The 14533-nt window shown below is 60.9% G+C and carries 11 protein-coding genes and 1 pseudogene; 10 read left to right on the top strand and 2 right to left on the bottom strand.

Going from position 1 to position 14533, the window contains the following annotated elements:
• Nucleotides 1–37 precede the first annotated feature (37 nt).
• A complete protein-coding gene (locus tag C5750_RS25530; protein ID WP_105738116.1) occupies nucleotides 38–514 on the bottom strand; it encodes a hypothetical protein in 477 nt (158 codons plus the stop codon).
• A gap of 621 nt (nucleotides 515–1135) precedes the next feature.
• Between C5750_RS25530 and C5750_RS25520 the strand changes: the two are divergent.
• The 10 genes and pseudogenes from C5750_RS25520 to C5750_RS25475 all read left to right on the top strand — a co-directional run.
• A pseudogene (locus C5750_RS25520) lies at nucleotides 1136–1408 on the top strand (Rdx family protein); the annotation flags it as partial.
• Between the two features lie 104 nt (nucleotides 1409–1512).
• Complete coding sequence (locus C5750_RS25515; RefSeq protein ID WP_105738112.1) at nucleotides 1513–2478, top strand: sugar-binding transcriptional regulator; 966 nt, start codon at nucleotides 1513–1515, stop codon at nucleotides 2476–2478.
• Nucleotides 2479–2720: 242 nt separating this feature from the next.
• Nucleotides 2721–4031: an ABC transporter substrate-binding protein gene (locus C5750_RS25510; RefSeq protein ID WP_105738110.1), complete on the top strand. Its 1311-nt coding sequence runs from the start codon at nucleotides 2721–2723 to the stop codon at nucleotides 4029–4031.
• 101 nt (nucleotides 4032–4132) lie between these two features.
• Nucleotides 4133–5005, top strand: a complete 873-nt coding sequence (locus tag C5750_RS25505) for a carbohydrate ABC transporter permease (protein ID WP_105738108.1) — start codon at nucleotides 4133–4135, stop codon at nucleotides 5003–5005.
• A gap of 4 nt (nucleotides 5006–5009) precedes the next feature.
• Nucleotides 5010–5840 carry a carbohydrate ABC transporter permease gene (locus tag C5750_RS25500; RefSeq protein WP_105738106.1) on the top strand — a complete coding sequence of 277 codons (831 nt, stop codon included), beginning with the start codon at nucleotides 5010–5012 and terminating at the stop codon, nucleotides 5838–5840.
• Nucleotides 5841–5882: 42 nt separating this feature from the next.
• Nucleotides 5883–6881, top strand: coding sequence for an ABC transporter ATP-binding protein (locus C5750_RS25495; protein WP_105738104.1), 999 nt, complete (start codon nucleotides 5883–5885; stop codon nucleotides 6879–6881).
• Between the two features lies 1 nt (nucleotide 6882).
• Nucleotides 6883–7659, top strand: coding sequence for an L-iditol 2-dehydrogenase (locus tag C5750_RS25490; RefSeq protein WP_105738102.1), 777 nt, complete (start codon nucleotides 6883–6885; stop codon nucleotides 7657–7659).
• Nucleotides 7660–7734: 75 nt separating this feature from the next.
• Nucleotides 7735–9213, top strand: coding sequence for a mannitol dehydrogenase family protein (locus C5750_RS25485; protein WP_105738100.1), 1479 nt, complete (start codon nucleotides 7735–7737; stop codon nucleotides 9211–9213).
• Nucleotides 9214–9217: 4 nt separating this feature from the next.
• Nucleotides 9218–9904, top strand: a complete 687-nt coding sequence (locus tag C5750_RS25480; RefSeq protein ID WP_105738098.1) for an HAD family hydrolase — start codon at nucleotides 9218–9220, stop codon at nucleotides 9902–9904.
• Nucleotides 9905–9938: 34 nt separating this feature from the next.
• Entirely contained in the window at nucleotides 9939–11522 is a 1584-nt protein-coding gene (locus C5750_RS25475; RefSeq protein ID WP_105738096.1) for an FGGY-family carbohydrate kinase, read from the top strand.
• Nucleotides 11523–11537: 15 nt separating this feature from the next.
• Here C5750_RS25475 and polA read toward each other — a convergent pair whose 3' ends face one another.
• Nucleotides 11538–14468 carry a DNA polymerase I gene (gene polA / locus C5750_RS25470; protein ID WP_105738152.1) on the bottom strand — a complete coding sequence of 977 codons (2931 nt, stop codon included), beginning with the start codon at nucleotides 14466–14468 and terminating at the stop codon, nucleotides 11538–11540.
• Nucleotides 14469–14533: the final 65 nt, after the last annotated feature.

Genomic DNA, 14533 nt, shown 5'->3' with positions numbered 1-14533 from the left:
GGGGGTGAGAACACGATCCAATCTCAGCATGGCAGCATCACGTCCGGGTGAACCGCATCATCCAGTTGGTTTCCCAGGTTTCGCCGCCATCGCGGGAAAATGCCTGTTCCCAGCATGGGGTGTGCTGGCAGGGTTCCCAGAGAAACCGCACGCGCACCGGCCTGCCGTCATCGGTGTCGTCGCCGTAGAACAGGCCTTCATCCTGGTCGAACCGGCCGATAACCGGCGCAAACAGGCGGTTGCTCCGGCTGTCCGCCCAGTGCAGCGACCACGAGCCGTCGCGCGGGTTGAACAGGCGCAGCGTGATCCCGGCAAAGCCCTTGGCCGGAATGTCCATCTCTTCCAGATTGGCCGTGTCCTGCAACAGTTTGCGCACGCGCGACGTGGCGGGAAATTCATCCCAGTCGTCGCAACCGGCAAACCGCCGTTTCAGCCGCAGATTGCGGATGGTCCAGTCGCCGATGAGAAAATCGAAATCCGCTGCGCTGCCGGTTATCTGTTCCCTGCTTTCCATGATGCCCTCCCTCGCGCCTGTCTGCCGGGCGCGCGGTATAGCGCAGGGCTGCTGACAACCTTCTGTCAGGAGCAACCCTTGCCACGCCCGCAATTGCGTCTGGCTGTTGAGAGAGGAGAATGACGGGCGGTCCTTGGAACGCGGGTCTTGGGGTATGCTGTATGCGATGCTTGCGATCCAAGGACCACCCGCCCCGGCGTTTTCAGGTTTTTGCCCGATGGTCCACCACTGAGCCAAACCTCCCCGACCGCACGAGGTTTTTTCCCTCGTGAAGCCAAAGCGCCGATCCTTTCCCGACTTTCGAAGGTTTCCGGAAGCATTCCCGCCGGAAAGGACGAGGAGAAGGATAAGCGAGGTTGGGAGAACGTGGATAAGTTTTATCCAAATGACATTTCACCCCCCTCTGGGCTGCCGCCCATCTCCCCCACAAGGGGGGAGATCACATTGGCATCAACGGCTTTCCGTTGTCTTCAATGTTGAAGATTAGCTGAAGCAGCAATGACAGCTGATCTCCCCCCTTGTGGGGGAGATGTCCGGCAGGACAGAGGGGGGTGAAACCTATCCAACAGCATCCCAACACAACAGCTTACATCCCCAAGCGGAAATGCTAAGAAGCTCGGCATGACAACGAAACCGCGCATCACCATCCTTTACTGCACCCAATGCAGCTGGCTCCTCCGCTCCGCCTGGATGGCGCAGGAGCTGCTGTCCACCTTTGGCGCCGATCTCGGCGAGGTGGCCCTGATCCCCGGCACCGGCGGCGTGTTCGAAATCCGCGTCGAGGATGACCTGATCTGGGAGCGCAAGCGCGATGGCGGTTTCCCCGAAGCCAAGGTGCTCAAGCAGAAGGTGCGCGACATCGTCTGGCCCGAGCGCGATCTCGGCCATTCCGACGGGCACAAGACCGCTGTCGCCAGCGAAGCGCTTAAGGGCGGGGCAGATAATGGGGTCCCCGCCAGCAACGAGCGGAGCGAGGCGCTTAAGGGCGGGGCAGATAATTGAGTAAGCCGGAGATTACCACATCAAGGCTGGACGATGCGGCGCGGGCCGGCTGGCTCTATTACGTCGCCGGTAACACCCAGGACGAGATTGCCGCCAAGCTTGGCATTTCGCGCCAGTCGGCGCAGCGCATGGTGTCGCTGGCCGTGTCGGAAGGGCTGGTCAAGGTGCGGCTCGACCATCCCATCGCCCACTGCCTCGACCTTGCCGCGCAGTTGAAAAAGCGTTTCGGCCTCAAGATGGTGGAAGTGGTGCCGACCGATCCGGGCTCGACCTCTACCACGCTCGGCGTGGCCGATGCGGCGGCGGATGAAATGACCCGCTGGCTGAAATCCGAGGCGCCGATCGTCCTCGGCATCGGCACCGGCCGTACGCTGAAGGCCGCTATCGAGCGGCTGTCGCCGATCGAATGTCCGCAGCACAAGGTGGTGTCGCTCACCGGCAATATTTCACCGGATGGTTCTGCTGCGTATTACAACGTCATCTTCAACATCGCCGACAAGATCAAGGCGCGCTCTTTCCCGATGCCGCTGCCTGTCATCGCCTCCTCGCCGGAGGAGCGCGAGCTTTTGCATGCGCAGGCGATGATCCGCCCGGTGCTGGAATTGTCGGCCAAGGCCAATGTCGCCTTTCTCGGCATCGGCGACCTTGAGGACGACGCGCCGCTCTTCGTCGACGGCTTCATTTCACGCGATGAACTCCTGGCTTTGCGCCGGGCCGGTGCGGTGTGCGAGATCGTCGGGCGGGCGTTCGACCGCAACGGCGTGCCCATCGAGGGCCTCACCAATGATCGTGTGGCCAGTGCGCATATTCCCTCGCGCGAGACGGCGACGGTGATCGCCATCGCCATGGGCGCCAAGAAGCTGCCCGGTATTGTCGCTGCGATAAAGGGCAGTCTTATCAATGGCTTGATCACGGACGAACGAACCGCCGAGGCGCTGTTGGGGATAGTGAATAGAAAGTAGTCAGTTGTGAGTAGTTCGTTGTTGACCTGGCGTCCTGCCTGAAATCCACCACTCACCACTCACCACTCACCACTCACCACTCACCACTCACCACTCACCACTCACCACTCACCACTCACCACTCACCACTCACCACTCAATGCTGCAGCGCAGCATCGATTGCCTCTTGACTTGCTTCGGGATTGTGTGAGTATTTGCTCATAAGATAAGCAATTGCTCAAAACATTCACGGGAGGAATGAGATGTTAACGAGAACGCTTCTGCTCGGCGCTGCGTCAGCTCTGGCTATGGTAAGTTTTGCCAATGCTGAAACGCTGACCATTGCCACGGTCAACAATGGCGACATGGTTCGCATGCAGAAACTGACCGACGACTTCACCAAGAAAAATCCCGACATCAAGCTGGAATGGGTCACGCTCGAAGAAAACGTGCTGCGCCAGCGTGTCACCACCGATATCGCCACCAAGGGCGGCCAGTACGACATCATGACCATCGGCACCTATGAAGTGCCGATCTGGGCCAAGCAGGGCTGGCTGTTGCCGCTTGATGGCCTTGCCAAGGATTACAACAAGGACGATCTGCTGCCGGCGATCCGCGATGCGGTTTCGGTTGACGGCAAGCTCTATGCCTCGCCCTTCTACGGCGAAAGCGCCATGGTCATGTACCGCAAGGACCTGGCTGAAAAGGCTGGCGTGACCATTCCGGAAAAGCCGACCTGGGACCAGATCGCCGAAGCGGCGAAGAAGATGACCGATAAGTCCACAGAGACCTATGGCATCTGCCTGCGCGGCAAGGCCGGCTGGGGCGAGAACATGGCGCTCCTGACCGCAACTGCCAATTCCTTCGGCGCGCGCTGGTTCGACGAGAAGTGGCATCCGCAGTTCGACCAGCCGGAATGGAAGCATGCGCTGAAGTTCTATGTCGACCTGATGAAGGAAGCCGGACCTCCCGGTGCATCCTCCAACGGCTTCAATGAAAACCTCGCGCTGTTCCAGACCGGCAAGTGCGGCATCTGGATCGATGCGACGGTGGCCGCGTCCTTCGTGACCAACCCGAAGGAATCCAAGGTTGCCGACAAGGTGGGCTATGCGCTCTTCCCGACCGGCGGCGTTGAAAACCATGGCAACTGGCTGTGGGCCTGGAACCTCGGCGTTCCCGCCGGCACCAAGAAGGCGGAAGCCGCGCAGAAGTTCATCTCCTGGGCGACCGACAAGGCCTATACGGAACTCGTTGCATCCAAGGAAGGCTGGGCCAACGTTCCTCCGGGCACGCGCACCTCGCTCTATGCCAATGCCGAGTACCAGAAGGCCGCGCCTTTCGCCAAGATCACGCTCGATGCGATGACCGCCGCGAACACCAGCAAGCCGACCGTCAAGCCGGTGCCCTATACGGGCGGCCAGTTCGTCGCCATCCCTGAATTCCAGGGCATCGGCACCGCCGTGGGCCAGCAGTTCTCCGCTGCGCTCGCCGGTTCGATGAGCGTCGACCAGGCCCTGCAGGGCGCCCAGGCGCTGACCACCCGCGAGATGACAAAGGGCGGCTACATCAAGTAGAATCCTCCTGGCTCCGGACGGCATCCGACGCGAATGCCGGATGCCGCCCGGGCCTCCTTTTGCATTATCGTTTTTGATAATTACCGTATCGGAACCTGACCATGGCTACGCTTCAGACACGTGCAACGGCCCGTATCATGATGTCGCCCGCCGTCATCCTGCTCTTCCTGTGGATGATCGTGCCGCTTGTCATGACGCTGTACTTCTCGTTCCTGCGCTACAATCTGCTGATGCCGGGAACCGAGGAATATATCGGCTTTCTCAACTACCAGTATTTTCTGACCGACCCCGCCTTCTTCACCGCGCTGGCCAATACGCTCATTCTGGTGGGCGGCACGCTGCTCATCACCGTTATCGGCGGCATTCTTCTGGCGCTGGTGCTGGATCAGCCGTTCTTCGGCCAGGGCATCGTGCGGCTTCTGGTCATCGCGCCGTTCTTCGTCATGCCGACGGTGTCGGCGCTGGTGTGGAAGAACATGCTGATGCATCCGGTCAACGGCCTCTTCGCCTGGATTGCCCGCCTGTTCGGCTTCCAGCCGATCGACTGGTTCGCGCAGATGCCGCTGTTTTCGATCATTCTCATTGTCGCCTGGCAATGGCTGCCCTTCGCCACGCTCATTCTTTTGACCGCCCTGCAATCGCTCGACGGCGAGCAGAAGGAAGCCGCCGAAATGGATGGCGCCGGGGCGATCTCGCGCTTCATCTATCTGGTGCTGCCGCATCTGTCGCGGGCGATCACCGTTGTTATCCTGATCCAGACGATCTTCCTGCTCAGCGTCTTCGCCGAAATTCTGGTGACGACCAATGGCGGGCCGGGCATCCAGACGACCAATATCACCTATCTCATCTACATGCAGGCACTCCTGCAGTTCGATGTGGGCGGCGCATCCGCCGGCGGTATCGTCGCGGTGGTCCTTGCCAATATCGTCGCCTTCTTCCTCATTCGCCTCATCGGCAAGAACCTGGAGAGGTAGGATTATGGCCCGCGCAACCACGACACGCAGCAAAGTCATCTTCACCGTCATTGGCTGGACCATCGGTTTCCTGATCTTCTTTCCGATCCTGTGGACGTTCCTCACCAGCTTCAAGTCGGAGGGAGCCGCGGTGGCAACGCCGCCGCAGTTCCTGTTCTTTGACTGGACGCTGGAAAACTACCGCGAGGTGCAGAGCCGCTCCGACTACTTCAAGCATTTCACCAATTCCGTGGTGATTTCGGTGGGCTCCACCCTGATCGGCCTGGCGCTGGCCATTCCCGCCGCCTGGGCCATGGCCTTCTCGCCGACCAAGCGCACCAAGGACATCCTGATGTGGATGCTGTCCACCAAGATGATGCCGGCGGTCGGCGTGCTGGTGCCGCTCTATCTGATTTTCCGCGACTGGGGCCTGCTCGACACGCGTCTTGGCCTTGTCGCCGTGCTGACCATGATCAACCTGCCGATCATCGTCTGGATGCTCTACACCTATTTCAAGGAAATCCCCGGCGAGATTCTTGAAGCGGCGCGCATGGATGGCGCATCGCTGATGAAGGAGATCGTCTATGTGCTCACGCCCATGGCCGTTCCCGGCATCGCCTCGACCATGCTGCTCAACATCATCCTGGCATGGAACGAGGCCTTCTGGACACTGAACCTGACCGCCGCCAACGCCGCGCCGCTCACCGCCTTCATCGCATCCTATTCAAGTCCCGAGGGCTTGTTCTGGGCCAAACTCTCCGCCGCATCCACCATGGCCATTGCGCCCATCCTGATCATGGGCTGGTTCTCGCAAAAGCAGCTGGTGCGCGGCCTGACCTTCGGCGCAGTGAAATAGGTTTCAGCCTTTGGCGCAGCCAAAAGAGATGGGAAGAATATTATGGGAAGCATTACACTCGAAAAAGTATCCAAGTCATTTGGAACCACCTCGGTCATTCCTGAAATCGATCTTGAAATCAACGATGGCGAATTCGTCGTCTTTGTCGGCCCGTCCGGCTGCGGCAAGTCCACGCTGCTGCGCATGATCGCCGGTCTTGAGGATTTGAGCGGCGGGCGCATCATCATCGATGGCAAGGACATGTCGAGCGAGGCGCCGGCCAAGCGCGGTCTGTCCATGGTCTTTCAGTCCTATGCGCTCTATCCGCATATGACGGTCTACGGCAACATCGCCTTTCCCCTGAAAATGGACGGACAGGAAAAATCTGCCATCGACAAGAAGGTCAAGGACGCCGCGCATATCCTTAACCTCACCAATTATCTCGACCGGCGTCCGGGCCAGCTCTCCGGCGGTCAGCGCCAGCGCGTTGCCATCGGCCGGGCGATCGTGCGCCAGCCCAAGGCGTTCCTCTTCGACGAGCCGCTGTCCAATCTGGATGCGGCGCTGCGCGGCAATATGCGGCTGGAGATCAGCGACCTGCACCACCAGCTGAAGACGACGATGATCTACGTCACCCACGATCAGGTGGAAGCCATGACCATGGCCGACAAGATCGTGGTGCTGAATGCCGGGCGCATCGAACAGGTGGGCTCGCCCATGGAACTCTACCGCAGCCCGAAGAATGTATTTGTTGCCGGCTTCATCGGCTCGCCGCGCATGAACCTCATCGAAGGCGCGGAAGCCGCCAAGCACAATGCAACGACCCTCGGTGTCCGCCCGGAACATATCCGCATTTCCGCAACGGAAGGTGCCTGGACGGGCAAGGTCGGCGTCACCGAACATCTCGGTTCCGACACCTTCATCCATACCCAGGTCGACGGCATCGGTCAGGTGACTGTGCGCACCGACGGGGACTTTGACACGAAACATGGCCAGCCGATTTTCCTGACGCCGGATCCGGCGCGGCTGCATCGATTTGGCGCGGACGGACAGGTGATTTGACATGAGCAGACTGGCAGGCAAGACGGCATTCATCACAGGATCGGCACGGGGTATCGGCCGCGCCTTCGCGGAGGCCTATCTCAAGGAAGGCGCGGCCCATGTGGTGATTGCCGATATCGATCTGGCGCGGGCGCAGCAGACCGCGGCGGAACTCGGCAAGGGCGCGCATGCGGTCAAGCTGGATGTGACGGATCAGGCTTCCATCGACGCCGCGGTCAAGGAGGCGGTCGATCTGTTCGGCGGCATCGATATCCTCGTCAACAATGCGGCGCTGTTCGATATGGCGCCCACTGTCGAAATCACCCGCGCCAGCTATGAAAAACTGTTCGCCGTGAATTTTTCCGGCACGCTGTTCACGTTGCAGGCCGTGGCCAAAACCATGATCGCACGCGGCAAGGGTGGCAAGATCATCAATATGGCGAGCCAGGCCGGGCGCCGGGGCGAGGCGCTGGTTGCCATCTATTGCGCCACCAAGGCCGCCGTGATCAGCCTGACCCAGTCCACGGGCCAGGACCTGATCAAGCACGGGATCAACGTCAATGCGATTGCACCGGGTGTTGTCGATGGCGAGCACTGGGCCGGGGTCGACGCGCTCTTTGCCAAATACGAGAACCGGCCGCTTGGCGAGAAGAAGCGTCTGGTCGGCGAGGCGGTTCCCTATGGCCGCATGGGCACGGCGGAAGACCTGACCGGCATGGCGGTGTTCCTCGCCAGCAGCGACAGCGATTACGTGGTGGCGCAGACATACAATGTCGATGGCGGCAACTGGATGAGCTGAGCGAAAGCCCGGCTCCTGCTGCGCCCTGAAAACGGGCGCAGACGCAGCTTCATTTGAAAAAAGGGGTTAGGCCCGATGACTGTTAAACTTTCCAAAAGCGCGCTGTCGCAGCTTCCCGCCAATGTCGCCGTGCCGGGCTACAGGCAGGACGATCTGAAGGCCGGTATCATTCATTTCGGCATCGGCAATTTCCATCGCGCCCATCAGGCCGTCTATCTCGACGATCTTTTCAACGCGGGCAGCGATCATGACTGGGCCATTGTCGGCGCTGGCGTTCTGGCCTCTGACGAGACCATGCGCCAGAAGCTGAAGGAACAGGACTGGCTGACCACGGTGGTCGAACAGGACAGCGGCCATCGCACGGCGCGGGTGACCGCGTCGATGATCGACTATCTCAAGCCGGGCGAGACCGGAAACACCATCGCCCGCCTGGCCGATCCGAACATCCGCATCGTGTCGCTGACCATCACCGAAGGCGGCTATTTCATCGATCCGGCCTCCGGCGTCTTCAACCCGCAGCATCCAGCGATTGTGGCTGACGCCGCTGATATCGGCGATCCCAGGACCGTGTTCGGTCTCATTCTCGCCGGGCTGATGCGCCGCCGCGCGGAGGGCACCGCGCCTTTCACGGTGATGTCCTGCGACAACATTCCCGGCAACGGGCATGTCACCAGCGACGCCGTCAGCGGCCTTGCGGCGCTTGTCGATGCGGACCTGGCCAAATGGGTGAAGGACAATGTCGCCTTTCCCAACAGCATGGTCGACCGCATCACGCCCGCAACCTCCGACCGCGAGCGCGGCATGCTTGCCAGCGATTTCGGCGTCGAGGACAATTGGCCGGTGTTCTGCGAGCCGTTCAAGCAGTGGGTGCTCGAGGATCATTTCCCGACCGGCCGCCCGGCCCTGGAAAAGGTCGGCGTCACCTTCGTGCAGGACGTTGCGCCCTATGAGCTGATGAAAATCCGCATTCTCAATGGCGGCCATGCGACCATTGCCTATCCCGCGGCGCTGATGGACATTCACTTCGTGCATGAAGCCATGGAGGAACCGCTGATCCGTGGCTTTCTCGGCAAGCTCGAGCGCGAAGAAATCATCCCGGTTCTCCCGCCGGTGCCCGGCATCACCTTCGAGGAATATTATGATCTGATCGACCGGCGTTTCTCCAACCCGAAGATCGGCGATACCATCCAGCGCCTGTGTCAGGACGGGTCCAACCGCCAGCCGAAATTCATCCTGCCGACCACGGCAGACCGTTTGAGGGCGGGCAAGGGTATCACCGGCCTGTCGCTGGTTTCCGCACTCTGGTGCCGGTTCTGCGAGGGGACGACCGATAGTGGTAAGCCGACGAATTATCTTGACGCCAACGCCGAGCGGTTGAAGGTGGAAGCGGTGAAAGCCAGGAGCGATCCCCGGGCATTCCTGGCGATGGGCGATATTTTCGGCGACGTCGGCACGTCGCCTGTCTTCGCTGAATCCTTCTCGCGAATCTTGAAAACCCTTTGGGACAAGGGCACGCGCGAGACCTTGACACTTTACCTCGCAGACAAGCTCTGACGCCATGACCAAGCCCGCTCTTGTCATTTTCGATTGCGATGGTGTCCTCGTCGACAGCGAGCCGATCTCCATCGCGGTCCTGCTCGACATGATCGCCCGCAGCGGCACGACGCTGTCCGAGGAAGAAGCATATGAGATGTTTCTCGGGCGCAGCATGGCGACGATCAGCAAAATCCTGCATGAGGACTATGGTTTTGCCGCCAGCGCGGCCGACCTGGAAGACATGCGCGCCAATCTCTATGCGCGCTTCCGCGCCGACCTGAAGCCCATTCCCGGCATAGCCGAGACATTGCACCAGCTCGATCTGCCGCGCTGTGTTGCCTCGTCGAGCCAGCCGGACCGGATTCGGCTGTCGCTCAAGCTGACGGGGCTGCTTGATCTGCTGGAGCCGAATATTTTCAGCGCCACCATGGTCAAGCACGGCAAGCCGGCGCCGGACCTGTTCCTGTATGCGGCACAGGTCATGAACACGCCGCCGGAAGATTGCGTGGTCATCGAAGACAGCCCTGCGGGCATTGAAGCCGCCAAACGGGCGGGCATGCGTGTCTTCGCCTTCACCGGTGGCACCCATGCGCGCGGCGGCCGGCTGGAAGCGGCGCTTGCGTCTCTCGAGCCAGACCTTATATTCGGCGACATGCTGGAATTGCCAGGCCTGTTGTCATCGCTGCAGGCCCGAACAAACGTTCATTAGAGCGTTCCGGTTCACGACAAGCCGGAAGGTTCGAATGCCAGATTTCGTATGTGCTGTGGATGTGGGAACGGGAAGCGCCCGGGCGGGCATTCTTGATACCAGGGGCAATCTTTTGGGGCGGGTGGAACACCCGATCCTGATGAACCGCCCGCTGCCTGACCATGCCGAACACGATTCAGAAGACATCTGGAAATCGGTCTGCATCGCGGTGCAGGGAGCTATCGCGGCGTCCAAGGTCGATCCCTCCGATATTGTCGGCATCAGCTTTGATGCCACCTGCTCGCTGGTGGTACGCGACAGGGATGGCAAGCCGCTGACTGTCTCGACGGGGGGCGACAACCGCTGGGACACGATCGTCTGGCTGGATCACCGGGCGCTCAACGAGGCGGATGAATGCACGGCAACGGGCCACGACGTGCTCAAATATCTCGGCGGTGTCATGTCGCCGGAAATGCAGACGCCAAAGCTGATGTGGCTCAAGCGGCATCTGCCCAACTCCTGGGACAAAGCCGGATATTTTTTCGACCTTGCCGATTTCCTCAGCTGGAAGGCGTCGGGATCGCTCGCACGGTCGCAATGCACGATCACCTGCAAATGGACGTACCTCGCGCATGAAGAGCCGGGCTGGCAGAGCGATTATCTCAAGGACGTCGGCATCGCCGACATGGTGGAACGCGGCCATCTGCCGGAACGGGCAAGCCCGGTGGGCACCGATGTCGGACCGCTGACGCCCGAGGCTGCAAAGGCTCTTGGGCTCACCACCCGTTGCCGTGTCGGCGCCGGACTGATCGACGCCTATGCGGGCGCACTCGGTGTCCTCGGCGGCTTTGCCGGCGATCTCTCTGAAATCGACCGCCATCTGGCTTTGATTGCCGGGACCTCCAGCTGCCTGATGGCGCTGTCACTGGAGCCGATCTCGTTCAACGGCGTCTGGGGACCCTATTTCGGTGCGGCTTTGCCGGATTGCTGGCTGAGCGAGGGCGGGCAGTCGGTTTCCGGCGCGCTTCTCGATCATATCATCCGCTGGCACGGGGCTGCGGGCGAACCCAACGCTGCCCTGCACAAGAAGATCACCGACCGCGTCATGGAGCTGCGGGAAAAGGAGGGGCTTGATCTGGCCGGGCGCCTGCATGTCCTGCCGGATTTTCATGGCAACCGCTCGCCGCTGGCTGATCCGCATGCGGTCGGCGTCATCAGCGGGCTGACGCTGGACGCCTCCTTTGACAGCCTGTGCCGCCTCTACTGGCGCACCTCCGTCGGCATTGCGCTTGGCGTGCGGCATGTTCTCGATGCGCTGAACGAGCGCGGCTATGCCATCGACACCATGCATGTGACGGGCGGCCACACCAAAAACCCGCTGTTGATGGAACTTTATGCCGATGCGACGGGCTGCACGGTCATCACGTCGGCGGCCGAAGATGCCGTGCTTCTCGGCACGGCGATGGTGGCGGCAACGGCAGCCGGGCTTTATCCCGATCTGCCGGCCGCCAGCATGGCGATGAAGCAGGGCGGGCGGCCGCGCCAGCCCGAGCCAAAGGCGCGCCAGCGCTTCGACCGGGATTACCGCATTTTCCTCGAAATGCATGCCCAGCGCAAAGTGCTGGACACGCTGCAATAAGCCGAGGCTCCCGTCCTAGTGCGCTTCGTCCCAGTTGTTGGCGGCGCGCGCATCCACCTGCAGCGGCACGGACAGCGAAATTGCCGGCATCGCCGCATTTTCCATGACGTCGCGAATGATCGGAATGGTTGCGTCGACTTCGCCGTCGGCGGTTTCAAAGATCAACTCGTCATGCACCTGCAACAGCATGCGGGCCGACAGCTTTGCCGCGTTGAGCGCCGGTTCCATGCGCACCATGGCGCGGCGGATGATATCGGCGGCCGAACCCTGGATCGGCGCATTGATCGATGCACGTTCATTGAAAGCGCGCACCTGCGGGTTGGACGAGCGGATTTCAGGATAATGCGCCCGCCGCCCGAAGATGGTTTCGACATAACCGTTCTGCCGGGCAAAGGCCTTGGTCGCCTCCATATAGTCCTTGATGCCGGGAAAGCGCTCGAAATAGGTGCGGATATACTGGCTCGCTTCTTCGCGCGGAATTGACAGCTGGTTGGCAAGGCCAAAGGCGGAAATGCCGTAGATGATGCCGAAATTGATCGCCTTGGCGCGGCGGCGCACTTCCGAGGGCATGTCCTTGACCGGAACGCCGAACATTTCCGATGCGGTCATGGCATGAATGTCGATGCCATCGGCAAAAGCCTGGGTGAGCTGGGGAATCTCGGCGACATGCGCCAGGACCCGCAACTCGATCTGGCTGTAATCGGCGGAAATCAGCTTGTTGCCCGGTGCGGCGATGAAGGCTGTGCGGATCTTGCGGCCTTCGCTGGTGCGCACGGGAATGTTCTGCAGGTTCGGTTCCGACGAGGACAGCCGCCCCGTGGAGGTCGCGGCCATGGCGTAGGACGTGTGCACCCGCTTGGTATCGGGGTGGATATAGCCGGGCAGGGCGTCGGTATAGGTGGATTTGAGCTTGGTCAGCTGGCGCCAGTCGACGATCTTGCGCGGCAGTTCATGACCTTCCGCGGCGAGGTCTTCCAGCACCTGCGCCGATGTCGACCATTGCCCGGTCTTGGTCTTTGAGCCGCCGGGAAGGCTCATCTTGCCGAACAGGATGTCGCCCAGCTGTTTGGGCGAACCGATGTTGAGCTTTTCCCCGGCAAGCTGGTAAATTTCATGCTCGATGGCTGCCGCCGCCTGGGCCAGGTCGCCGGAAAGCCGTGACAGGATCTGCCGGTCGACGGAAATACCACGTTCTTCCATCCGCGCCAGTACCGCGACAAGCGGGCGCTCCAGCCGTTCATAGACCGAGACAAGCCCATCCTCGACCAGACGCGGCTTGAGCAGGCGCCACAGGCGCAGGGTCACATCCGCATCCTCGGCGGCGTAGGCGGTGGCGCGGTCGATATCGACCATGTCGAATGTAACCGATGACTTACCACTACCCGCCACGTCCTTGTAGGCGATGGGCGTATGGCCCAGCCAGCGCTCGGACAGGGCATCCATGCCATGGGTGCCTTCACCGGCGTCAAGCACGTAGGAGATCAGCATCGTATCGTCGAACGGGTGCGGATCGATGCCGTAGCGGTGCATGACCAGCCAGTCATATTTCATGTTGTGCGCAATCTTGAGCACCGAACGGTTCTCGAGCAGCGGCTTCAACACGCGCAAGGCGTCGTCGAGCGGGATCTGGCCTTCGACGGTGCCGCCGCCGAGGAGATCGCCATTGCCTGACTTGTGGTTGAGCGGGACATAGGCGGCATGGCCCGGCCGGATGGCCAGGGAGAAGCCCACCAGCTCGGTCTGCATCGGATCGAGCGACGTCGTTTCCGTGTCGAACGCCACCAGTCCGGCTTCCATTGCCTCGTCGATCCACAGTTGCAGCGTGGCAAGATCGCGGATGCAGGTATAGGCCGTCGTGTCGATCTTCGACGCCAGCGCTTCGTCGGCGCGTGCCTTGACCAGATCGGCGGGCAGCATGACACCACCATCTGGTTTGTTCTGTGGCTTTTCGGCCGTGGCAGCGGGAGCAGTTCCATCCGGGATTTCAACATCCGGTCCGTGTGCCTCGGCAACCGTGTCCACGGCTACCTCGGATGGTTCGATCGCGGCGGCATCGATGCCGGTCGCTTCCGCAGCGCGCCGGGTAAGGGAGGTGAACTCCATGGCCTTGAGAAAGGCGACGAGCTTCGGTCCATCCTGTGGCTCAAGCCCGAAATCGTCAAGCCCGGTATCGACGGGGGTGTCGGTCTTCAGCGTGACGAGCTGGCGCGAAATGCGCGCCTGTTCGGCAAATTCGATGATGTTTTCGCGGCGTTTCTGCTGCTTGATTTCACCGGCGCGTGACAGCAGCGTATCGAGATCGCCGAACTCTTCCAGAAGCTGTGCGGCGGTCTTCGGGCCGATGCCGGGGATGCCGGGCACATTGTCGGTGGAATCGCCGGTCAAGGCCTGCAGGTCGATCATCTTTTCCGGCGGCACACCCCATTTCTCGATGACGTCGGGAATGCCGATCTGCTTGTCCTTCATGCTGTCATACATCGACACAAGCGGAGTGACGAGCTGCATCAGGTCCTTGTCGGAGGAGATGATGGTGACTTCCGCGCCCACGGCTTCCGCCATGCGGGCATAGGTGGCGATGAGATCGTCCGCCTCGTAGCCTTCCTTTTCGATGCAGGGAAGGTTGAAGGCCTTGGTGGCCTGGCGGATCAGGCCGAACTGCGGAATGAGATCCTCCGGCGGGGCCGAGCGGTTTGCCTTGTATTCCGGATAGATTTCCTTGCGGAACGTGTTCGACGAATAATCGAAGATGACGGCGAAATGCGTCGGCGTCACCCGGACCGAGGTGTCCCTGGCTTCGCGCAGCAGCTTCCACAGCATGTTGCAGAAACCCGATACCGCACCAACCGGCAGACCATCCGACTTGCGGGTGAGGGGCGGCAGCGCATGATAGGCCCGGAAGATATAGCCGGAGCCGTCGACGAGAAAGAGATGATCACCTTTTTTCATGGTGCCTACGATTAAATGATCATCCATAAAAAGGAAATGATCTGTCTTTCCCATGCACCGAAAGA

Source organism: Phyllobacterium myrsinacearum (assembly GCF_002980555.1).
Lineage (GTDB): Bacteria > Pseudomonadota > Alphaproteobacteria > Rhizobiales > Rhizobiaceae > Phyllobacterium > Phyllobacterium myrsinacearum.
This window is presented reverse-complemented; position numbering and strand designations above follow the sequence as displayed.